We start from the raw sequence: 21,072 nt of genomic DNA, 5'->3' as shown, positions 1-21,072 counted from the left end.
GCGCTGACCGAGGTGAATCGATCACCATAGGACGAAATGCTTCGAAACTCTTTCCCTGGAGCACGTCTTGTGCTCGGATGGCTAGGCCAGGTCGGGTGTGACATATGGAGGCAATGTGAAACACATACGATGGGTCGCGGCCACTATCGGCGCGGCACTCGTCGCCACCACGGTCATCAACGTGGTCGGTACCCCGCAGGCCAGTGCCGCGCCAGCGTTCCAGATGCCCTTCCCCTGTGGGCAGACCTGGAGTGGCTCGACCCGCAGCTATCACAGTCCGGCCCGCGCGGTCGATTTCAACCGCTCCAACGACTACGGCGACCGTGTGGAGGCCTCGGCCTCCGGCACGGTGGCCAGGGTCGAGAACGAGGGCAACACCAGCTATGGCCGGTGGATCGAGATCAACCACGGTGACGGCTGGCGGAGTCGCTACGCGCACCTGTCTGTCCAGGCGGTGAGCGTGGGCCAGCGAGTGTCCAAGGGGCAGCGGATCGGCAACGTGGGCAGCACGGGCGGCTCAACGGGCCCCCACCTGCACTTCGAGCAGCGATACAACGGTACCGCTGTCAAGATCAGGTTCAACGGCTCCTATATCTACTACTACGGCACCCGCAGCTACACCAGCCGCAACTGCGGCGGTAGCAGCAACCCGTACACGCCGCGCGAGGTGTGCGGCTCCGCCTACTCCGTGATCGACTCAGCCAGTGTGGGCAGCCGCGGCCGGGTCTACCTGCTCTACAACAACGGCTGGAACTGCGTGGTCACCCTCAAGACGAGCAATCTCGGTTCGGCGTCGTCGATGTCGGCCCACCTTGAGCCACGCAACGGCAGCAGGAGCACGGACTCCGGCCAGTTCTCCTACTACGCGGGCCCGGTCAAGAAGTACGCGCCAGGGGTCTGCGTGAGGTGGGGCGGCTCGATCGGCTCGGCGAGCTACAGCAGCCCGTGGGAGCACTGCGGCTGACCGCTCACGTCACCTCCGGGGTGGGGCCGTGTCTCCACCCCGGAGGAGGTCAACCCGGTGACCAGCCGCGCCGACAGGTCGGAGATCTACGCGCGCAGGCCCGTGAGCAGGCGGCCCATCACCTCGAGGTACTCCGCCTTGATGCGGGGCTGCTCCTCCGCCGGCGCCCCTGCCAGCGCCTGCCCGGCCGCGCCGATCATCCCGAACGCCAGCTGCGTGGTCGTCTTCAGCGGCACCGGGGCCAGAGTCCCGCTCTCCAGCAGCGCGCGCACGAACTCCTCCACCATGCCGTACGCGTACTTCTCCTCCTCCTCGATCCAGCACGTCCAGCCCAGCGCCAACGGGCCCTCAAGCCAGACCACCCGGCCGTACACCGGATCGCAACACTGGTTCAGGAACTCGTCGAGCGCCAGCAGCGCGCTGTCCCATGCGTTCGAACCGCGCGCACCCGCCTTCGCGGTCTGGTCCACCGCGTCCGTCTCCAGCCGGGCGAAGACCGCCTCGAACAGGGCGCGCTTGCTGCTGAAGTGGTGATACACGGCCCCGCGGCTCGCCTGGATGTCCGCGGCGACGTCCTCCAGCGACGTGCCCGCGAAGCCCAGTTCCGCGAACCGCTTGGTGGCCGCGTCGAGCAGTGCGGCACGGGTGGCCTCGGAGAACTGGTCACGCCTGCTCTTCGCCGTTGACATGCGCCGAGTATAAGACATACGCTGTGTATGTTACGAACGCAGAGTAGGTGAAGCGATGTCCTGGGAGACGACACGACGCCGCTACCGACTCGTGCACTCCGTCCTCGACGAGGTGGCCCGCACCGGCCGGCCCGAGGTGCCACCGCGGCTCCGTGCGCGAGTGGACGCCGAGTTCGGGGACTTCGGGGGATTCCTGCAGGAGGTCCGGCGCCGCTGGAACCGGTCGCTCGAGGCACGGCTCGACGGCTTCGACCCGGCCGGCGAGGTGTGGCGCGAACTCGCGCGGGACCTGCCCGCAACCCGCCTGCTGCTGGACACCTACGCGGACCACCCCGCCCTGGGGGAGCGGCGAGCGATCGCCTGAGGAGGATTCACATGACGGAAGCGGTCATCTTCAACCCACTGCTGCCGGGCTTCGACGCAGACCCGTACGCGCACTACCGGGAGGTCCGCGAGCTCGACCCGGTCCACGAGCACCCGCTGGGCTTCTGGTTCCTGACTCACTACGACGACGTCACCCGGCTGCTGCGCTCGGGCCTGTCGGTCGAGGATCGCAACCTCGTCGAGGGCCCGATCGCCGAGCAGTACCGTATGCTCGGCGGGGAGCGCAACGCGGTCACACTGTCCATGTTGGACCGTGACCCACCGGACCACACGCGGTTGCGGTCGCTCGTCACGAAGGTGTTCACGCCGCGCGCGGTCGCGGCCCTGGAGCCGATGGTGACGGGGCTCGTCGACGACGCGCTCGACCGCATCGCCGACGGCGGGCACGTGGATCTGGTCGAGGAGCTCGCGTTCCCGCTGCCGTTCGCGGTGATCTCCACGATGCTCGGCACCCCGCCGACCGACCACGTGCGGCTGCGCGAGCTGACCGGCACGCTGGTCCGCTCGCTCGAGGTGGTCACCGACCCGGAGGTGATCCGCGCGATCGCCGACGCCGAGGTGGCGCTGTCCGGGATGACCGAGGAGATCATCGCCTGGAAGCGCGCCAACCCGGCCGACGACCTGCTCACCGCGCTGATCCAGGCCGAGGAGGACGGCGACAAGCTCTCCGACGACGAGCTGGTGGCCCAGGTGCTGTTGCTCTACGTCGCCGGCCACGAGACCACGGTCAACCTCATCGCGAACGGTGTCGTGGCGCTGCTGCGTTACCCCGAGCAGTTCGCGAAGCTGCGCGCGCGGCCGGACCTGGCGGCCAGCGCGGTCGAGGAGTTCCTCCGCTACGACAGCCCGGTGCAGCAGACGCGGCGGATCACGACCGCGCCGTACCCCGTGCGGGACAAGGAGATCCCGGCCGGCCAGTTCGTCATCGCGTGTCTCGGCGCGGCCAACCGGGACCCGGACTTCTGGGGCCCGGACGCCGAGGACCTGCGGATCGACCGGCCGGACGCACACCGGCACGTGTCGTTCGGCGCGGGCCCACACCACTGCCTCGGCGCGGCGCTCGCCCGGTTGGAGGGCCGGGTCGCGATCAGCGGCCTGGTCACCCGGTTCCCCGACCTGGCGCTGGACGGTGCGGTCACCTGGAACGGCCGGCTCAACCTGCGCGGCGCCGCCTCGGTGCCGATCAGCGCCTAACTATGCCCGGATGGGGTCCTTCCGGTCGCTGGGTGCCCGGAAGGCGTCCTTCCGGGCGGTCAGTCCGAGCGGAGGGTCAGGGCGCGGCTGACGGCGCTGAGCTGACGCGTCGCGTCGATCAGGTGCTTCAACTCCGGAGGTTCGATGGCTTGATCGCTGTCGGTCCACGATTCGTGTGGCCGGGTGTGGCACTCGACGATGAGGCCGTCCGCCAGGACGCCGGCGGCCGCCATCGCCAGTGGTAGCACCCATTCCCGGCGCCCCGACGCGTGGCTGGGGTCGACGATGACGGGTAAGTCCGTTCTTGTTCGCAGTACGGGCACCGCCGAAATGTCCAGCGTGTTGCGGGTTTCGGTGACGAACGTGCGGATACCCCGCTCGCAGAGAATGACCTCGTCGTTTCCCGTGGACCGGACATAGTCCGCGGCGCCGAGCCATTCGTCGTAGGTGGCCGCGAATGCTCTCTTGAGGACGACCGGACGCCCGGTGGCACCTACCGACTGCAGGAGACGGCTGTTGTGCATGGAACGTGCGCCGACGAGAAAACCGTCCACGTGCGGCTCGAGTAGCTGAACGTCCTCCGCGTCGAGCGGCTCGGCAATGACGGGTAAGCCGGTGGCGTCGCGTGCGCGCGCAAGTAAAGGGATCCCTTCCGGTCCGATCCCCTGGAATCGGTCTGGGCCGGATCGGGGCTTGAAGACAGATCCACGAAGAACGTCCGCTCCCGACGACGCGGCGGCGCGGGCGTGCGCGAGGTAGTCGGACTCAACCGAACACGGCCCTGCGATCACGGGGAATCCGCCCGCACCGAACTCGACATCGCCGATGGCGACAGTCCTCATTCTCGCCCCACCGTATCGCTCGATTACCGCCCGGTGTATGCCGTGACTTTCGAAAGCACCTCGGTGGCGCCGGCGAAGACGGACGTCGCGGTAGCCATCGTCCCGGATGCCGCGAGTTCGTCGGACATGACCTCGACACATATGTCCGCGTCGACGCCATGTGACACGAGAAGCGACAGCAGGCTGGTCGCGTGTCCGTCACCGTCGCCCGGAACGAGTCGACGATGAAGCGATTCGAACCGCATTTCCTCCAGTCGATCTCGACCGACGTCGCAGAGTTGTACGGCGAATACCCGGTCCGCGGGGACGCGTGCGAAGTCCTCGGTCGTCGTGTCGGCGCGCACCCAGTGCCAGACGTCCAGCAGGAGCCCGGCGTTGTCCCGATCGACGGATCGCACCAGCTCCCAGGCCGTGGGCAGGCTGGGAATCCCACCGAACGGCATGAACTCCAACGCGATCTTGACGTCCCCGGCGCGCTCACACAGGGCGGCGAAGCTTCGGCACATCTCGTCCAGAGGATGCTTCTCGAACAACCCGACGTTGATGCGCTCGGCGCCGAAGACGCGGGCGAGGTGCAGGAGGGTGGTCTCCTTGGAACTCGGCGACGCCGGAGCGTCGTCGAGGAACCAGTCGCTGAGAAACTCGACTTCGGTGACGACCAACTCGTGCTCGTCGAGCATCGCGAGCATGTCCGAGTCGTCGAGGCCGTTCCGAAGCGCCTCGGCGTAGACCTCCGCGCTGAGGCCGATGCCATCGAAACCGGCGGACGCGGCCACTCTCACGCGTTCCTCGAACGGTGTCTGCCCGAATGTCAGTGAACTTGCCGTCAAACGGCGAGGAGTGGCCGGCCCATGGTCGGCGCCTGGCGCCATCAGACGTCCTCGAGGAGTTGCATCGATACAATTTTCTGTTCGTTGAACTCCGGATAGAACTTCCGCATGAGATGGAACGTCTCGGAGAAGCTGAGCTGGCCGGGTGCGGACCGATCACCGATGAAAGAAAATGTCAAGCGCGAACCCAGGGCGGGAAACATAACTCGTCCGACCATGCCGACGGACCCCATTGATATGACGATGAGCCCCAACTCCGCCATCTTGAGCGTCAGCGATGCCAGTGTCCGGACGTCACGTCTCGACTGGGCCATCGCGCTTATCTTGACGATGTCGGCACCCACGTCCTTGGCCTCGTTCACGATGGTTTCCAGAGCGTCCAGAGCCGGCGTCCTGTCGAAGTCGTGGTGGGAGACGATGACAACCCGGTCGTGAGCCTTGGCGGCCGCGATCACGTCTGAGCGGATCTCGCTCGACGACAGCTCGATGTCCACCGCGTCGACCTCGGGTATGACTGCCTGGAACAGAGCGAGCCGATCGGTCTCGGATCCACTCCAGCCGCCACCCTCGTGTCGACTGCGGATCGTCCCGAGAACGGGCAGGGCCTGGAATGTGCGGACCTCGTCCATTACGTGATCGCGAGTCGTGTTCGAGTACTGGTCTATGCGAAGCTCGGCGACGTCGACGCCGGCGGCCACGGCCTCTCGTGCGAGCCGCTCGCTGTCGTTGTCCCGAAAGCTAACGGCAACAAGAGGTATCTCACTCTCGAGTAGTGCACGTATCCTGTTCACTTTACTGCCAATTCACTTGTTGGACACGGATCGTCTGGCTCATGATACACCCATCATGTCATTTGCTTGAACTCTAGGCCGTAGCCATTCTTGGCCATTACTGCCGCGCCGATGAGGGATGAATCAGGGGCGGTATTCGCTCGCTTGATCCGTTCTCGGCTTCCTTGTCGTCGCCAAACATTTTCGGGGAAGCCGTTCAGGAACGCGTCGAGGTACCTGTTGGCACGATCGATGAGACCGGGTGCGCTCGATACACCTGAGCCCACGAGGATGGTCGTGGCGGACGAGACGTACAACAGGTTCGCGCATGCACGAGCGACGTACCTCGCTTCCAGGTCCCAGGCCGGGTGTGCCGCGGGCAGGTCGTGCGCGGGCATTCTCCATCGGCCCATGAGCGCCTTGCCCGAGGCGAGTCCTTGCAGGCAGCTCCCATGGAACGGGCAGCTGCCCGGATAGGAGTCGTCCGGCTCTCGCGGCAGGTAGGTGTGTCCCAGTTGCGGAGGATCACGTCTGCGCCCTGCTTCTCGGTGACTGTAGAACGCACCGCCGACTCCGGTGCCGATCGAGAGGTAGACGAAGTCGTCGACATGCCCGCCTTCGCGGTGAGTTCCTTCCGCCAGGGCGCCCGCATTGACATCGACGTCGAAGTACACCGGAATGGCGAACTCGTTGGCCAGGATTCGCGGTAGGTTGAGTCCCGACCATTGCGGCTCGGAGCTGCCGACGATGGTGCCGAACTCCGGATGGTTCGCGTCCGTCTCCAGTGGTCCGAATACGGCCAGGCCGATCCGACGTACTTCATGCCGACCGATCATGCCCGTCAGGCGGTCCTTGAGTTCGCCGACGGTTTGGTCCGTCGTTGTCGTGGGGACTCTGTGGCGCTCGACCTCGGCCAGGTCGGCGGTGAAGACACCGGCCAGGACCTTGGTCTTACCCGCATCGACCGCGACCACGTTTCCGGTGGCCCGCGCGTGCCCGGTCACCGTGTGGGGTGCGGAGTGTCGCTGTGGAGCAGCGTCTGGTCCGGCTGGTTCCGCCAGTTCTCGAACAGGTCGAACAGATACTCGGAACCGGCGTTCCTGCGGTAGTACCGGTACTCCAGCGACTGATCGGCGAGCTTTCCGGTTCGATGGTTCCAGAACGGGAACGTGATCAGCAGGTGGGATTCGTCGATGTTCAGGCCAAGAAGGAAGGGGAAGGCCGGGTAGCGCCAGATCTGCAGGGTGGCCTGGTCCGCGCACAGCTCCTTGAGGCGTGTGACGGTCTCCGCCTCTTCGTGCTCCCAGTGGCTCGGGAACGAGTCCTTGTTCTGGGCCCTGGAGAAATCGATGGTGCGCAGGACGATGTGGAGCTTGTTCGGGTTGAGTTGCACGAGATCGCGAAGCAGGGCGGTGGTGAACGTGCCTCCGGTGAACGCGAGGATCTCGATCTTGATCGCGGTCTGCGACGACTTCTTGGCGATGATGTCGCGCACGAAGTCCGCCGTGCCACTCACGTCGTTGGCGAAGGTGAGGCCCTTCTCGGTGGAGTCGAGGCTCTGCCGGATGGTCTGCGCGATGCGGTCCTTGGTACTGAGATTGACTCGGCCGAGCACGATGAACACGGCCGGAAAGACGATGAGCGCCGAGACGAGATTCGGCAGGCAGGCCTTGATGAACTCCTGGACGGACCCGGGTGTCGGATCGGGCATCAAGAGGTAGATGACCGTCAGTGCCGCCGCCGTGACCAGCGCCAGCATGAGCTTGAGCCATTCGATTGCGGCTTCATACCTGTCGTCTCGATCATCCGACATGCCTGAGGTCATGTAGCCGCAGCCTTCTGCTCTTGTGGTCTTGATGGTGGGACAACCCTGCGAGGACAGGATCTGGCATCGTTGCCGACCGCGCAAGATCGGTACGGGCGACGGCGTGCCTCGCGAAGTCCCTAAACATCCGATCGAGTGGCGGGATCCCACTTCGCGGGTTGCACGGAGATGGTGGGCTGATCTCTGTGCTGCGAAAGGGAAGTCCTGTGATCGAGCGCTACAGTCCCGGCCTCAACAAGCGGCGGCTCGGGCGGCTGCTGACCCGCTTCCGCAAGGAGGCCAACCTCACGCTCGACGACGCCGCCCAGCTGCTCTATCTCAGCCGCTCGGGGCTCAACCGGCTGGAGACCGGGGAGACCAAGGTCAACGTGCACGTGCTCAAGAGCATGCTCGACCTCTACGAGATCGGCGGCGACCGCTGGCCCGCTCTGATCGAGATGGCTCTGCACGCGCGCGAGAAGGGCTGGTGGCACGAGTTCGGCCCCGGTGTCGCTGGTGCGTACGTCGACTTCGAGACCGAGGCGGAGGAGATCCTCGCCTTCGGCCTGGCCACGATGCACGGTCTGCTGCAGACCTCCGGTTACTCGCGGGCCTTGCTTCGGCGTTTCTACCGGGGCCGCCGGGACATCGATGAGTTGGTGGAGCGCAACATCGCGTTGGGCATGGCGCGGCAGGAACGACTGGATGCCGAGCGGCCGCTCCAGCTCAAGGTTGTTCTGGATGAGGCGGTGCTGATCCGCCCACTCGGTGGCCAGGACGTGCAGGCCGGGCAGCTCGCGCACCTGGCCGAGGCCGTCGAGCGGCCGTCCGTCGAGATCCGAGTGCTGCCACTGGCGCAGGTCCATCCGGGTCTCCAGGGCGCCTTCAGCATCATGCGCTTCCCACGCGATATGGAGGAGCCCGACGTCGTTTACCACCAGTACCCTTTCAATGAGCAGTTCCTCGACAACCCGGAGCAAATCGGCAGGTTCCACCGACTGTTCCGGGAGCTGTGGTCGGAGGCGCTGAGCCAGGAGGACTCGATCGAGCTGTTTCGGCGGCATGCCGAGCTGTGAACCGGAGGAGAGATGGCGGAACTGGTCTGGCGGAAGAGCAGCCGCAGTAGCGGCGAGGGCACGGAATGCGTCGAGGTTGCTCTGCCGCCCGAGGCCGCCGCTCTCCGGGACTCCAAACACCGCCGTGGGCCAGTGCTCGTCGTGCCGCGAGCTAGCTGGGCTCGGTTGTTGGAGTCCGTGGCGCGGTCGTAGGCATCGGGCACGGCACGCCCTTCACGCTGTCGGCCTTCGGCAGCTCGTCGCGCATCTGGTCGGCCAGGTCCGCCGGCGTGGTGCCCTCGGCCGGCAGCAGCCACAGGCTCGCCGGCATCGCCTCCGGGCGAGCCAGCTTCACCAGCTCCGGCTGGTCGGCGAAGATGGCCTTGAACCGCTCCCAGGTCTCCCGCTTGGTCTCGGTGTCCAGCCCGACGATCCGGTCGTCGTCGCGCAGCTTCTTCGCGGCTGTGCGCATCTCGGCGTCCTCGTCGAAATAGACGACCACCTGTTGCGGACCGGGACCGGATGAGCAGGCGTCCGGGCCGGCCGCCGCCGGTTGCGGTGAGCCGGTCAGCACGAACACCACGACAGCCGCCCCCACCAGCACGAGTACGGTCACGGCGGCCGCCCACCAGAGCGCCACCTTCCGCGAGCCGTCCACCGGGCCACCCTGGCACATCCGCCTCGCCGCTCGCGGGAAATCAGCACGCTTCGACCCGGAGTGCCAACCGCTCCGTAAACTTGTGGTGAAGACCCCCGCGAGGCCGAGAGGAGGTGCAGGGTGGCGAGCTCTGACGAGCGCCGGTTCGCGGTGCTCCGGGCGATCGTCGCGGACTACGTCTCCAACCAGGAGCCGGTCGCGTCGAAGGCGATCGTCGAGCGGCACAACCTGGGTGTCTCCAGCGCTACCGTGCGCAACGACATGGCCTCGCTGGAGGAGGACGGCTACATCGCGCAGCCGCACACCAGCGCGGGGCGCGTGCCGACGGACAAGGGCTACCGCCTGTTCGTCGACCGGTTGTCCGAGATCAAGCCGCTGTCGGGCGCCGAGCGGCGGGCCATCCAGTCCTTCCTCGGCGGCGCCATCGACCTCGACGACGTGCTGCGTCGCAGCGTCCGGATGCTCGCCCAGCTGACCCGGCAGGTGGCGGTCATCCAGTACCCGACGCTGACGCACTCGCTGGTCCGGCACATCGAGCTGGTGCAGCTCACGCCGGCGCGGGTCATGCTGGTCCTGATCACCGACAACGGCCGGGTGGACCAGCGGACGATCGACCTCGGCGACGTGATCACGGACGACGACGTCGGCCGGCTGCGCGCCGTGCTGAACTCCGCGCTCGTCGATCACCGGGTCACCGAGGCCGCGGTCAAGGCGAGCGAGCTGCTCGAGGAGGCGCCCGCCGAGCTGCGCGACCCGATGACGAGGGTCGCCACGGTCCTGGTCGAGTCGCTCGTCGAGCACCCCGAGGACCGGCTGGTGCTCGGCGGCACGGCCAACCTCACCCGCAACGCGGCGGACTTCCCGGGGTCGCTGCGGCAGATCCTCGAGGCGCTCGAGGAACAGGTCGTCGTGCTCAAGCTGTTCGCCGCCGCCGGCTCGCCGGGCACCGTCACGGTCCGGATCGGGGAGGAGAACGAGGCCGAGGAGATGCGCAGCACCTCGGTCGTCTCGATCGGTTACGGGACGCACCACACTCTGCTGGGTGGCATGGGCGTGGTCGGCCCGACGCGTATGGACTACCCGGGAACGATCGCGGCGGTCCGGGCCGTTGCCAACTATGTGGGAGACATCCTGGCCGGGCGATGACCCGCGCGGCAGGCATGAACGCAGGGAAGTAAGCGAACCCCGAGGTCACGGTGACACCGGGGCAGGAGGACGGGAACACGGTGGCGAGGGACTACTACGGCACTCTCGGGTTGCGGCATGACGCGACATCCGAGGAGATCAAGCGTGCCTACCGCAAGCTCGCGCGCGAGCTGCATCCGGACGTCAACCCGGATGAGTCGGCGCAGACGCAGTTCCGCGAGGTGACGGCGGCCTACGAGGTCCTGTCCGACCCGCAGAAACGCAAGATCGTCGACATGGGCGGCGATCCGATAGGCAACGGCGGCGGGGGCGGCCGCGACCCGTTCGCCGGGTTCGGGCTCAGCGACATCATGGACGCGTTCTTCGGCGGGGGCGGGCCCGGTGGCGGGCGTGGGCCGCGCAGCCGCGTACAGCCCGGCTCGGACGCGCTGATCCGCATCGAGCTGACGCTGGAGGAGTGCAACACCGGCGTCAGCCGCGAGCTGACCGTCGACACGGCGGTGCTCTGCGACGAGTGCCGCGGGTCCGGGTGCGCGGAGGGCACGTCGCCGCAGGTGTGTGACACGTGTGCCGGGCGTGGCGAGATCCAGTCGGTGCAGCGGTCGTTCCTCGGCCAGGTCGTCACGGCGCGGCCGTGCCCGGTGTGCCGGGGCGTCGGCGAGGTCATCCCCGACCCGTGCCGGCAGTGCGGCGGCGACGGCCGGGTGCGCGCGCGGCGGACGATCACCGCGAAGGTCCCGCCGGGCGTGGCCGACGGCATGCGGGTGCGGCTGTCCGGCCAGGGCGAGGTCGGCTCCGGCGGCGGTCCGGCCGGCGACCTGTACGTCGAGGTCGTCGAGGCGCCCCACCCCACGTTCGAGCGCAACGGGGCGGACCTGCACTGCACGGTGCGGGTTCCGATGACCACCGCGGCGCTGGGCTCGGTCGTACCGCTCGACACGCTGGACGACACGGTGGAGCTGGTGCTCGAACCGGGCACGCAGCCGAACACCGAGCTGGTGCTCACCGGCCGGGGCCTGCCGCGGCTGCGCTCGTCCGGCCGGGTCGACGGGCGCGGTGATCTGCACGTGCACGTGGAGGTCGACATACCGTCGAAACTGGACGCTCGGCAGACGGAGCTGCTCCGTGAGCTCGCGAACCTGCGGGGCGAGGAGGAGCAGGTGGTGTCGACGAACGGTCGCACTGCTGGCGGGTTGTTCTCGCGGCTGCGCGCGCGGCACCGTTGAGCCCTCCGGTTTTCCTCGTCGAGGCGATTCCGGGCGCTGAAACGTTTTTACTCGACGGGCCCGAGGGCCGGCACGCGGCCGCCGTGCGCCGGTTGGGTCCGGGATCCGCGCTGATCGTGTCCGACGGCACCGGCCGGGCGGCTGCCTGTGTCGTGGAATCCGTGGTAGGCAAGGAATCCCTGGCGTTGCGGGTTTCGCAACGTTGGCAGGAACCTGAACCCAAGCCGAGAATTGTGCTCGCGCAGGCCCTGGTAAAAGGGGATCGCGGCGAGCTGGCCGTTGAATTGGCAACCGAAACGGGTGTGGATTCCGTCGTTCCGTGGCGCGCGTCCCGCTGCGTGGCCCGCTGGGACGACGGCCCCCGCGGGGCGAAAGCGTTGGCACGCTGGCGAAGCACGGTCCGCGAGGCGGCGAAGCAGTCGCGCCGCGCGTGGGTCCCCCCGGTCGCGGAGCCGGTGTCGACAGCAGGCCTGGCCGCGCTGGTCCGAAAGGCCTCCTTCGGGATTGTGCTGGACGCGGCTGCACCAAGTGGACTCACGGACTTGCCCCTTCCGGCCGACGGGGAGTTGGTACTGGTCGTAGGGCCCGAGGGAGGTATTTCCGAAGGCGAGTTGGAGGCTCTCCAGGAGGCAGGTGCGCAGGTCGCAAGGCTTGGCCCGACCGTGCTGAGGGCGTCGACAGCGGCCGCCGCGGCTATAGCCGCACTAGGAGTCCTGACGACACGCTGGCGCTGAGCGTGTCGGACGGTCTACGCTTTGCATTGCAGGCGGCTGGTGGGCGCCATGCTTTTTGACTACCGCCGGACACCTCCCCCCTCGGTCCGGCGGCGCCGCGTCGCGGTGGAGCGACCCCCAGGCTTCACCGCGACGCGGCATCCCCTCCCCTGTTCGGTGCGTTCCACGGCACCTTCCCTCCACGGCGTTTCTGGGGGCGACCCCCAGACCCCACGGTGCGAGCTCCTCCTTACCCAGCTTGGTTTCTTTTGTGTATTGACCAGCATCTGTTGGCTCGCCTCGCTTCGCATCGGCTCGGGGCTCGCTTCGCTTCGGCTTCGTGTCTCGCTTCGCATCGGCCCTTTTGGTATGGCCTCGCTTTGGGGTTGGGGCCTTTCGTGGGTTTTCGGCATTGTTGGCGGCTTGTATTCCTTGTTGATGGGTCGGTTTGCGTCTGCTGGCTTGGTTTGGTCCAGTCCTTTCCTCCTTTTGGCCTAACAGGGTCGCTCTGTGGTGGTACTGGCGTTCCGTCGTGCGTCGCATTGGGCAACTTGGGTTTGGGGCAGTACCTTTCGAACGTGGCGGCTAAGTCCACTCCTTACGAGGAGCTCGAGGTCGGCGACCGGACCGTGCGGATCAGCAATCCCGGGCGCGTCTACTTCCCCGCCCGTGGGGAGACCAAGCTCGACCTCGCCCGTTACTACCTCGCGGTCGGCGACGGGATCGTGCGGGGGCTTCGGGAGCGGCCGTGCATGATGCACCGGTTCCCCGACGGCGTGACCGGCGAGAAGGTGCACCAGAAGCGGTTGCCGCGCGGCGCCCCGCCCTGGGTCGAGACCGTCCGGGTCGACTTCCCGCGCTACGGCCGCCACGCCTACGAGCTGTGCGTCACCGAGCTGGCCAGCGTCATCTGGGCCGTGCAGATGTCCTGTGTGGAGTTTCATCCGTGGAACTCCCGTCGCGCCGACACCGAGAAGCCCGACGAGTGGCGCATCGACCTCGACCCGATGCCCGGCGCGACCTTCGACAAGGTCCGCCGGGTCGCCGCGGTCGCCAAGGAGATCCTCGACGAGCTCGGCGCGGTCGGCTGGCCCAAGACCTCCGGCGGCAAGGGCCTGCACATCTACGTTCGCATCGAGCCGCGCCGGGGCTTCCAGGACGTCCGGCGCGCCGCGCACGCGTTCGCCCGCGAGGTCGAGCGCCGCGCCGGCGACCTCGTCGACCTCACCTGGTGGCGCAAGGAACGCGACCCCACCACGGTCTTCGTCGACTACAACCAGAACACACGCGATCACACGATCCGCGGTGCCTACTCCGTCATCGGCGTTCCCGAGGCGCGGGTGTCCACGCCGATCCGCTGGGACGAGCTCGACGACGTCGACCCGCGGGAGTTCACCATCGCGACCGTGCCAGGGCGCTACGCCGAGCTCGGCGACCTGCACGAAGGGATCGACGACACCGTCTACTCGCTCGACCGGCTGCTCGAATGGGCGGACCGCGACGAGCGGGAGGGCGAGGCACCCCCGGCCGAGGACTAACCGCCTGCAAGGACGCCTTGCGGACGCTCAGTGCCTGCAAGGCGTCCTTGCAGGCAGTCCGCGCTAACCTGCAACGCATGTCGGACTGCCTGTTCTGCAAGATCGTCGCCGGGGACATCCCGTCCACCAAGGTGCACGAGACCGAGACGACCTTCGCGTTCCGGGACATCAACCCGCAGTCGAAGGTGCATGTCCTGGTCGTGCCGAAGGCCCACCACGAGGACGTCGTCGAGCTCGCCGCCGCTGACCCGCAGCTGCTCGCGGACGTGATCGCCACCGGCGCCGCGGTCGCGAAGGCCGAGGGCATGGACGTCTCCGGCTTCCGGTTCGTCTTCAACACCGGCGAGCATGCCGGCCGCACCGTGTTCCACGCTCACCTGCACGTACTCGGTGGCGAGCAGCTGGGCCTGTTCGGCCGGCCGACGGGCTGACCGGCATCTTCGGTGCGAACTGTCGGTGGGGACGGCTAGCATCGAAGGGGTCAAGAACCGACGAGTTGGCGCATGAGCGCGCAGAAGGCAGGACCGAACGCACGTGACCGGTACCGCACGGGGCAGCGAGCCCCAGACTTCTGCGCAGACAACCAATGGCCCGGCCGAGGCGGGCAGTATCGATTCGGCAGCCCAGTCCCGGTTCGTGGTCCCCGGCGAGGCGGTGCTCGCCCTGCTCGGCTCCCGCGACGAGAACCTCCGCGTCGCCGAGGAGCTGCTCGACGCCGACATCCACGTCCGGGGCAACGAGGTCACCCTGTCCGGAGAACCCGGTGACATCGCGTTCGCCGAGCGGGTGTTCGCCGAGCTCATGACGCTCGCGGGCCGAGGCCAGCAGCTCGGGCCCGACGCCGTCCGGCGCACCGTCGCGATGCTCTCCGCCGGTGCTGCCGAGTCGCCCGCCGAGGTGCTGAGCCTCGACATCCTGTCCCGGCGCGGCCGCACGATCCGGCCGAAGACGCTGAACCAGAAGAAGTACGTCGACGCGATCGACAAGCACACCGTCGTCTTCTGCATCGGTCCGGCCGGCACCGGCAAGACCTACCTCGCGATGGCGAAGGCCGTCCAGGCGTTGCAGGCCAAGCAGGTCAACCGCATCATCCTCACCCGCCCGGCCGTCGAGGCGGGGGAGCGGCTCGGCTTCCTGCCCGGCACGCTGTACGAGAAGATCGACCCGTACCTGCGCCCGCTGTACGACGCGCTGCACGACATGGTCGACCCCGAGTCGATCCCACGCCTGATGCAGGCCGGCACCATCGAGGTCGCCCCGCTCGCGTACATGCGTGGTCGTGCGCAGCCGGTGCACACCAACGTGCTCACCCCCTCCGGCTTCCGCCCGATCGGCGAACTGGAGGTCGGCGACCTCGTGGTCGGCTCCAACGGCGAACCCACCCCGGTGCTCGGCGTCTACCCGCAGGGCCGGAAGACGATCTACCGGGTGACCACGCAGGACGGCGCGTCCACGCTGTGCTCGGAAGACCATCTCTGGGCAGTGCGCCGTCACCGCGGGCCCTGGCGGGTCGTGGAGACCAAGGCGATGGTCGCCAGCCCACGTGACTACGAGCTTCCGCTGCTGAGCCGGCCGGTGGCGCTGCCCGAGGTCGACGTCCCCACGGCCCCGTACGTCCTCGGCCGGCGCCTCGGCGGCTCGACCGACGCCGCGGCGGACCGGATGAGCGGTGCGCGGGTCGGCACGCTCACGCGTCCGACGTGCGTTCCCACGGAGTACCAACACAATTCGGCGGGCGTTCGACTCGCGGTACTCCAGGGGTTGCTGGACGCGGACGGCGAGCCGGCCGGGCCGGGCGTGATCCGGTACGAGACCACGTCCGCACGGCTCAGGGCCGACGTGGTCACCCTCGTTCGCTCGCTGGGTGGCATCGCACGCGCTCATGGTCGCTTGCTCGAACTACACCTGCCTGATGGTGTCGGACCGTTCCGCTCGCGGCACAAGCTCGAGGCGTATCCGGGTGGCGGCCGTCCGATGCGGTTCATCGATCGGATCGAGCCGGCGGGCACCGACGAGGCCGTCTGCATTCAGGTAGCCGCGGCCGACTCGCTGTATGTCACCGAGGACTACCTGCTGACGCACAACACCCTCAATGACGCGTTCATCATCCTCGACGAGGCGCAGAACACCTCTCCCGAGCAGATGAAGATGTTCCTCACCCGGCTCGGCTTCGGGTCCAAGATCGTCGTCACCGGTGACATCACGCAGGTCGACCTGCCGGGCGGGACGAAGAGCGGCCTGCGCGTCGTGCAGGGCATCCTGCAGAACGTCGATGACGTCCACTTCTCCGTGCTGAACAGCCACGACGTGGTCCGCCACCGGCTGGTCGGGGACATCGTCGACGCATACGACCGGTGGCAGGCGAGCCAGGACTCCGAGCCGGAGGTCCGGCACTCGGGTACGCGGCGGGGTCGCCAGGCATGAGTATCGAGGTCGCCAACGAGTCGGGCGTGGCGGTGGACGAGCCGTCGATAGTCGCCGCCGCTCGGTTCGCGCTCGATCGCATGCAGGTCAGCAGGCTGGCCGAGCTGTCCGTGGCGCTCGTCGGCCTCGACGTGATGGCCGAGCTGCACGAGCGCTACCTCGAGCTGCCCGGACCGACCGACGTCATGGCCTTCCCCATGGACGAGCTCGACTCGGTCCGCCGGCCCGACGCGCCCGAGCCGGGGCCGGCGCTGCTCGGCGACCTGGTCCTGTGCCCGACGTTCGCCCGTGACCAGGCGCGCAAGGCCGGCCACGGCCTGATGGACGAGCTGCACCTGCTGACCGTCCACGGCGTGCTGCACCTGCTCGGCTACGACCACGCCGAGCCGGCCGAGGAACGCGAGATGTTCACGCTGCAGGAGCGGATTCTCGCCGACTTCAAGACCGAGCGTGCCGCGGCCCAGCGCCGCGCGGCACAACGACGCGAGGACGACAAGCTGCTCGGCGCCGTCGGCCTCACCGAAACGCGGCCGGACGATCCGGCCGAATAGGCCTCCCGGGGGAGACGGTGTCTGACACGGCCGGCTTGCTGGTGATCGCAGTGATCCTGGTGGTCGCCGCCGGGATGTTCGGCTGTGCGGACGCGGCCCTGTCGGCGGTGTCCCGCGCCCGGGTTGAAGGCCTGGTCCGCACCCGCCGCGCCGGCGCCCGCCAGCTGCTCGCCGTCGTGTCGGACCGGCCGCGGCACATCAACCTGCTCCTGCTACTACGCCTGGGCTGCGAGCTCATCGCGACCGTCCTGGTCACCGTGGCGTGCCTGCGGCTCGCCGACTCCGCCTGGCTCGCCGGCGTGATCGCCGCGGTGAGCATGATCGTCGTGTCGTACGTGCTGGTCGGCGTCGGTCCGCGGACGCTCGGCCGGCAGCACCCATACGCGGTCGGGCTCATCGCGGCCGGCCCGGTGCGCGCGCTCGGCACGGTGCTCGGCCCGCTGTCGCGGTTCCTGATCGTCGTCGGTAACGCGATCACGCCCGGTCGTGGCTTCCGCCAGGGCCCGTTCTCCTCCGAGGTCGAGCTGCGCGAGCTGGTGGACATGGCCCAGGAGAGCGGTGTCGTGGACGCCGACGAGCGGGAGATGATCCACTCGGTGTTCGAGCTGCGCGGCACGATCGCCCGCGAGGTGATGGTGCCGCGCACCGAGATGGTGTGGATCGAGCAGACGAAGTCCGTGCGCCAGGCGCTCGCGCTGTCGTTGCGCACCGGGTACACGCGGCTACCGGTGATCGGCGAGAGCGTCGACGAGATCGTGGGCGTGGTCAACCTCAAGGACCTGGTCAAGGTGGCGATGGAGGCGCAGCCGAGCAACGGCAGCGGCGAGGGCCCGCACACTGTCGGCGACCTGATGGGCGAGGCCACGTTCGTGCCGGACACCAAGCGGCTCGACGACCTGTTACGCGAGATGCAGCTCTCGCGCAACCACATGGCCATCGCGGTCGACGAGTACGGCGGCACGGCCGGCCTGCTGACGATCGAGGACATCCTGGAGGAGATCGTCGGCGAGATCACCGACGAGTCCGACACCGACGACCGGCCGCCGATCGACCACCTCGACGACGGCGCGGTGCGGGTCAGCTCGCGGTTGCCGGTCGAGGACCTGGGCGAGCTGTTCGGCATCGAGCTGGACGACTCCGACGTGGAGACTGTCAGCGGCCTGCTCGCACAGCAGCTCGGCCGGGTGCCGCTGCCCGGGACGGAGGCGGAGATCGCGGGGCTGCGGATGCGCGCGGAGGGCGGCAAGGACAGCCGCGGGCGGATGCGCATCACCTCGGTGGTGGTCCGTGCCGTGGCCCCGGCCGTCGTGGCGGACGAGGACGAGAGGAGTGCCGAGCGTGCCTGAGCTGGACGCCGAGGACACGAAGCTGATCACCCTTGCGCGGTCGGCGCGGGTCCGGACCGGCGCGGCCGAGGGGGCGGCGGTCCGCGATCTCGACGGACGGACGTACCTGGCGGGCACGGTGGCGCTGCCGTCGTTGTCGCTGACCGCGTTGCAGGCCGCGGTGGCGGCGGCGGTGTCGTCGGGTGCCGCGGGCCTCGAGGCGGCGGTCGTGGTCACGGAGTCGGCATCGGTCGACGCCGAGTCGCGCGCGGCGGTGGCGGACCTGAGTACCGACGCGCCGGTGCTCGTCGCCGACCCGTCGGGCAGCCTGCGCTGACCGCACGCGACAATGTCGGAGTGACCACACCGGACGCCCTGCACCGATCGGGGTTCGCGTGCTTCGTCGGCAGGCCCAACACCGGGAAGTCCACGCTCACGAACGCGCTCGTCGGGTCGAAGGTCGCGATCACGTCGAGCAAGCCGCAAACCACCCGGCACGCGATCCGGGGCATCGTCCACCGCGACGACGCCCAACTGATCATCGTGGACACGCCGGGCCTGCACCGGCCGCGAACGTTGCTGGGCCAGCGGCTCAACGACGTCGTCCGGGCCACGTGGTCCGAAGTGGACGTTGTCGGCTTCTGCGTGCCGGCCGATGAGAGGATCGGGCCGGGGGACCGGTTCATCGCCACGGAACTGGTGAAGCTGTCGAGGCACACGCCGGTGATCGGCGTGGTGACGAAGACGGATCTCGTGTCGCGCCAGCGGATCGCGGACCAGCTGGTGGCGCTGCAGGACGTCATGGAGTTCGCGGACATCGTGCCGGTGTCCGCAGTGGACGATTTCCAGATGTCGACCCTGGCGGACCTGCTGATCGCCCGGCTGCCCGAGGGCCCGCAGCTCTACCCCGACGGCGAGCTGACCGACGAGCCCGAGGCGGTCCTGATCGCGGAGCTGATCCGGGAGGCGGCCCTGGAGGGCGTGCGGGACGAGCTGCCGCACTCGATCGCGGTCACCGTGGAGGAGATCCTCCCTCGCGAGGGCCGCGACGACCTGCTCGACATCTACGCGAACCTGTACGTGGAGCGGGACAGCCAGAAGGGCATCGTGCTGGGCCACAAGGGAGAGCGGCTGCGCACGGTGGGGATGACCGCGCGGCGGCACATCGCGGCGCTGCTGGGCAGCAAGATCTATCTGCACCTGCACGTCAAGGTGGCCAAGGACTGGCAACGCGACCCCAGACAGCTCCGCCGCCTGGGCTTCTGACCCCGCGTGTCCAACGCTCCGGACCCGCGTGTCCAACACTCCGGACCGGCGAGTTCAACACTCCGGTAGCCGCGAGTGTCGGACTCGTAGGTCGCGAATGTTGGACTCGCGGGTCGCGAGCGTTGGACTCGCGGGTCGCGAGCGTTGGACACGCGGGTCAGGGGTGGCGGTGGCCAGCGGCTCCTCGTCGGTCTGTCGGCCACGAAACTGTCGGTAGGGGATGAGACGATTGGGGCGTGAGCCTCTACCGCGACACCGGCGTGGTGCTGCGCGTGCAGAAGCTCGGCGAGGCCGACCGCATCATCACCCTGGTCACCCGCAAGCACGGCAAGGTCCGCGCGGTGGCCAAGGGCGTCCGGCGCACCACGTCGCGCTTCGGTGCGCGAGTGGAGCCGTTCGCCCATGTCGACGTGCAGTTCTACACCGGCCGTACGCTCGACATCATCACCCAGGTGCAGACGCTGGACGCGTTCGGCGCCGGCATCATGTCCGACTACCAGCGCTACACCGCCGGCTGCGCGGTCCTCGAGACCGCCGACCGCCTCTGCCCGGAGGAGGGCGAGCCGGTGCTGCGCCTCTACCTCCTCGTCGCCGGCGCACTGCGGGCCCTCGCCGAGAGGGATCGTGACTCGTCGCTGGTGCTCGACGCGTTCCTCCTCCGCGCGATGTCCTTCGCCGGCTGGGCCCCGGCCGTCCGCGAGTGCGCCCGCTGCAACGAACCCGGCCCGCACAAGTCGTTCTCCGTCCCGGCCGGGGGTTCGGTCTGCCCCCGCTGCCGCCCGGCCGGCTCGGCCGTCCCCGCTCAGGACACGCTCGCCCTGATGGACGCGCTGGCCCACGGCACCTGGGACGTCGCCGAGGCCGCCACCCCGGCCGCCCGCCGCGAGGGCAGCGGGCTGATCGCCGCCCTCCTCCAGTGGCACCTCGAACGCCAACTCCGCTCGCTCCCACTGGTGGAGCGCAAGCCCACCCCGGCTCCCTGAGCCAGTCGCCCCGGTTGTCCACAACCCGCACAGCTGTCCACAGAATCCCCCTCGAACAGCCCTTTTGTCACTACCCGCCGATAGACTGGCGTGGTGGGGTGGCCCCCGGTGAGGGTGGGGGCGTCGTCCAAGTCGATCACCTGTGTGGGTGCAGGCACGACTCTTCGTTGATCATGTGAGTGTCTACGTCTGTCGGGGATGCTGGCGATGACGGCGGTCGCGGTCGTGGTGGGTGCCGCCTCGGTGATGGGGGTGTGGGAATGGGTCGCGGATCTGCCGCAATGGGTGTTGCGGGTCTTCGGTGCGCGGGCCTGCCCGCGACGGCCGGGCTGGTATCTGGCGCCCAGCGAGGCCACGCTGTGTCGTGCGCTGGCGTTGGTGGACGGTGCGGAGTTGGATACCGCGATCAGCGTGTGGATCACCGACAACGGCCCGATCTGCCAACGCCCGATCTGCCAACGCTCGATCTGCCTGCACGTGCCCGGCACACGTGGCTGGGCCGGGCAGCCCCGCGCGGGAATGGACGGCGTTCGCGCTGGACGGCAAGACTCTGCGGGGGCACCGTGCCCCGGTGACGGCGGTGCCCCGGGGTGCATCTGCTGGCCGCGCTCACCCACCAGACGGGAGTTGTTGCAGGACAACGACTCGTGCCGATCGGTGAAAGCGAGATCGCGGAGTTCGAGTCCTTGCTCGACGGCATCGACCCTTAC

The 21,072-nt window shown here is 68.4% G+C and carries 23 protein-coding genes and 2 pseudogenes; 18 read left to right on the top strand and 7 right to left on the bottom strand.

Annotation, left to right across the window (positions count from 1 at the left end):
- The first annotated feature begins 115 nt into the window (after window positions 1–115).
- Window positions 116–964 carry a M23 family metallopeptidase gene (locus tag ACRDTB_RS18970; RefSeq protein ID WP_431432028.1) on the top strand — a complete coding sequence of 283 codons (849 nt, stop codon included), beginning with the start codon at window positions 116–118 and terminating at the stop codon, window positions 962–964.
- Between the two features lie 86 nt (window positions 965–1,050).
- Here ACRDTB_RS18970 and ACRDTB_RS18965 read toward each other — a convergent pair whose 3' ends face one another.
- Window positions 1,051–1,653: a TetR/AcrR family transcriptional regulator gene (locus tag ACRDTB_RS18965; protein WP_431432026.1), complete on the bottom strand. Its 603-nt coding sequence runs from the start codon at window positions 1,651–1,653 to the stop codon at window positions 1,051–1,053.
- A gap of 55 nt (window positions 1,654–1,708) precedes the next feature.
- On the opposite strand from ACRDTB_RS18965, the gene ACRDTB_RS18960 reads away from it, so the two are divergent.
- Both ACRDTB_RS18960 and ACRDTB_RS18955 read left to right on the top strand, forming a co-directional pair.
- Window positions 1,709–2,017 (top strand): hypothetical protein, encoded by a 309-nt coding sequence (locus ACRDTB_RS18960; protein WP_431432025.1) that lies wholly within the window; start codon window positions 1,709–1,711, stop codon window positions 2,015–2,017.
- Window positions 2,018–2,028: 11 nt separating this feature from the next.
- Entirely contained in the window at window positions 2,029–3,231 is a 1,203-nt protein-coding gene (locus ACRDTB_RS18955; protein ID WP_431432023.1) for a cytochrome P450, read from the top strand.
- 59 nt (window positions 3,232–3,290) lie between these two features.
- On the opposite strand, the gene aroF is transcribed toward ACRDTB_RS18955, so the two are convergent.
- Genes aroF through ACRDTB_RS18930 form a run of 5 tightly spaced genes read right to left on the bottom strand, consistent with a single transcriptional unit; the run spans window position 3,291 to window position 7,582 of the window.
- Complete coding sequence (gene aroF / locus ACRDTB_RS18950) at window positions 3,291–4,073, bottom strand: 3-deoxy-7-phosphoheptulonate synthase (protein ID WP_431432021.1); 783 nt, start codon at window positions 4,071–4,073, stop codon at window positions 3,291–3,293.
- A 23-nt stretch (window positions 4,074–4,096) separates the two neighbouring features.
- Window positions 4,097–4,945 (bottom strand): sugar phosphate isomerase/epimerase family protein, encoded by an 849-nt coding sequence (locus ACRDTB_RS18945; RefSeq protein ID WP_431432019.1) that lies wholly within the window; start codon window positions 4,943–4,945, stop codon window positions 4,097–4,099.
- A complete protein-coding gene (gene aroD / locus ACRDTB_RS18940) occupies window positions 4,945–5,694 on the bottom strand; it encodes a type I 3-dehydroquinate dehydratase (RefSeq protein WP_431432017.1) in 750 nt (249 codons plus the stop codon). Before aroD ends, ACRDTB_RS18945 begins: the two co-directional genes overlap by 1 nt.
- 53 nt (window positions 5,695–5,747) lie before the next feature.
- Entirely contained in the window at window positions 5,748–6,677 is a 930-nt protein-coding gene (locus tag ACRDTB_RS18935; protein WP_431432014.1) for an ROK family protein, read from the bottom strand.
- Entirely contained in the window at window positions 6,674–7,582 is a 909-nt protein-coding gene (locus tag ACRDTB_RS18930) for a hypothetical protein (RefSeq protein WP_431432012.1), read from the bottom strand. The genes ACRDTB_RS18935 and ACRDTB_RS18930 overlap by 4 nt, the downstream gene beginning before the upstream one ends.
- Window positions 7,583–7,704: 122 nt before the next feature.
- Between ACRDTB_RS18930 and ACRDTB_RS18925 the strand changes: the two genes are divergently transcribed.
- Complete coding sequence (locus tag ACRDTB_RS18925; protein WP_431432010.1) at window positions 7,705–8,553, top strand: helix-turn-helix domain-containing protein; 849 nt, start codon at window positions 7,705–7,707, stop codon at window positions 8,551–8,553.
- A gap of 12 nt (window positions 8,554–8,565) precedes the next feature.
- The gene (locus tag ACRDTB_RS18920; protein WP_431432008.1) at window positions 8,566–8,745 is read left to right on the top strand and encodes a DUF397 domain-containing protein; all 180 of its coding nucleotides are present in this window, start codon (window positions 8,566–8,568) and stop codon (window positions 8,743–8,745) included.
- Here ACRDTB_RS18920 and ACRDTB_RS18915 read toward each other — a convergent pair.
- Window positions 8,705–9,190, bottom strand: a complete 486-nt coding sequence (locus ACRDTB_RS18915; RefSeq protein WP_431432006.1) for a permease-like cell division protein FtsX — start codon at window positions 9,188–9,190, stop codon at window positions 8,705–8,707. The genes ACRDTB_RS18920 and ACRDTB_RS18915 overlap by 41 nt on opposite strands.
- Window positions 9,191–9,310: 120 nt before the next feature.
- On the opposite strand from ACRDTB_RS18915, the gene hrcA reads away from it, so the two are divergent.
- The 13 genes and pseudogenes from hrcA to ACRDTB_RS18850 form a co-directional block, all read left to right on the top strand.
- Window positions 9,311–10,336 carry a heat-inducible transcriptional repressor HrcA gene (gene hrcA, locus ACRDTB_RS18910; protein WP_431432004.1) on the top strand — a complete coding sequence of 342 codons (1,026 nt, stop codon included), beginning with the start codon at window positions 9,311–9,313 and terminating at the stop codon, window positions 10,334–10,336.
- Window positions 10,337–10,416: 80 nt separating this feature from the next.
- Window positions 10,417–11,562 (top strand): molecular chaperone DnaJ, encoded by a 1,146-nt coding sequence (gene dnaJ / locus ACRDTB_RS18905; protein WP_431432062.1) that lies wholly within the window; start codon window positions 10,417–10,419, stop codon window positions 11,560–11,562.
- Entirely contained in the window at window positions 11,559–12,296 is a 738-nt protein-coding gene (locus tag ACRDTB_RS18900; RefSeq protein WP_431432002.1) for a 16S rRNA (uracil(1498)-N(3))-methyltransferase, read from the top strand. The genes dnaJ and ACRDTB_RS18900 overlap by 4 nt, the downstream gene beginning before the upstream one ends.
- Before the next feature lie 557 nt (window positions 12,297–12,853).
- Window positions 12,854–13,813 (top strand): non-homologous end-joining DNA ligase, encoded by a 960-nt coding sequence (ligD, locus tag ACRDTB_RS18895; protein ID WP_431432000.1) that lies wholly within the window; start codon window positions 12,854–12,856, stop codon window positions 13,811–13,813.
- Window positions 13,814–13,890: 77 nt separating this feature from the next.
- Window positions 13,891–14,244: a histidine triad nucleotide-binding protein gene (locus ACRDTB_RS18890; protein ID WP_431431998.1), complete on the top strand. Its 354-nt coding sequence runs from the start codon at window positions 13,891–13,893 to the stop codon at window positions 14,242–14,244.
- Between the two features lie 178 nt (window positions 14,245–14,422).
- Window positions 14,423–15,094, top strand: a pseudogene (locus ACRDTB_RS18885) (PhoH family protein); the annotation flags it as partial.
- An 804-nt stretch (window positions 15,095–15,898) separates the two neighbouring features.
- Window positions 15,899–16,237: pseudogene (locus ACRDTB_RS18880) on the top strand (PhoH family protein); the annotation flags it as partial.
- On the top strand, window positions 16,234–16,788 hold the full coding sequence (ybeY, locus tag ACRDTB_RS18875) for an rRNA maturation RNase YbeY (RefSeq protein ID WP_431431996.1): 555 nt from the start codon (window positions 16,234–16,236) through the stop codon (window positions 16,786–16,788). The pseudogene ACRDTB_RS18880 and the gene ybeY, both read left to right, overlap by 4 nt.
- A gap of 17 nt (window positions 16,789–16,805) precedes the next feature.
- A complete protein-coding gene (locus ACRDTB_RS18870) occupies window positions 16,806–18,134 on the top strand; it encodes a hemolysin family protein (protein WP_431431994.1) in 1,329 nt (442 codons plus the stop codon).
- Entirely contained in the window at window positions 18,127–18,450 is a 324-nt protein-coding gene (locus tag ACRDTB_RS18865; protein WP_431431993.1) for a cytidine deaminase, read from the top strand. The genes ACRDTB_RS18870 and ACRDTB_RS18865 overlap by 8 nt, the downstream gene beginning before the upstream one ends.
- A gap of 20 nt (window positions 18,451–18,470) precedes the next feature.
- On the top strand, window positions 18,471–19,379 hold the full coding sequence (gene era / locus ACRDTB_RS18860; protein ID WP_431431991.1) for a GTPase Era: 909 nt from the start codon (window positions 18,471–18,473) through the stop codon (window positions 19,377–19,379).
- 236 nt (window positions 19,380–19,615) lie between these two features.
- Window positions 19,616–20,362 (top strand): DNA repair protein RecO, encoded by a 747-nt coding sequence (gene recO / locus ACRDTB_RS18855; RefSeq protein ID WP_431431989.1) that lies wholly within the window; start codon window positions 19,616–19,618, stop codon window positions 20,360–20,362.
- 198 nt (window positions 20,363–20,560) lie between these two features.
- On the top strand, window positions 20,561–21,072 hold a 512-nt coding region (locus tag ACRDTB_RS18850), incomplete at its 3' end, for a transposase family protein (RefSeq protein ID WP_431431988.1).

Origin of the sequence: Actinophytocola sp. (assembly GCF_050699935.1) — a bacterium.
Classification (GTDB): Bacteria; Actinomycetota; Actinomycetes; order Mycobacteriales; family Pseudonocardiaceae; genus Actinophytocola.
Note: the sequence above shows the minus strand (reverse complement) of the source record. Positions and strands in the feature narration are given on the sequence as shown.

Coding starts and splice junctions, on each gene's coding strand:
- ACRDTB_RS18965 (WP_431432026.1), bottom strand. CDS start 1,653: ATGTCAACGGCGAAGAGCAGGCGTGACCAGTTCTCCGAGGCCACCCGT.
- ACRDTB_RS18960 (WP_431432025.1), top strand. CDS start 1,709: ATGTCCTGGGAGACGACACGACGCCGCTACCGACTCGTGCACTCCGTC.
- ACRDTB_RS18955 (WP_431432023.1), top strand. CDS start 2,029: ATGACGGAAGCGGTCATCTTCAACCCACTGCTGCCGGGCTTCGACGCA.
- aroF (WP_431432021.1), bottom strand. CDS start 4,073: ATGAGGACTGTCGCCATCGGCGATGTCGAGTTCGGTGCGGGCGGATTC.
- ACRDTB_RS18945 (WP_431432019.1), bottom strand. CDS start 4,945: ATGGCGCCAGGCGCCGACCATGGGCCGGCCACTCCTCGCCGTTTGACG.
- ACRDTB_RS18920 (WP_431432008.1), top strand. CDS start 8,566: ATGGCGGAACTGGTCTGGCGGAAGAGCAGCCGCAGTAGCGGCGAGGGC.
- ACRDTB_RS18890 (WP_431431998.1), top strand. CDS start 13,891: ATGTCGGACTGCCTGTTCTGCAAGATCGTCGCCGGGGACATCCCGTCC.
- ybeY (WP_431431996.1), top strand. CDS start 16,234: ATGAGTATCGAGGTCGCCAACGAGTCGGGCGTGGCGGTGGACGAGCCG.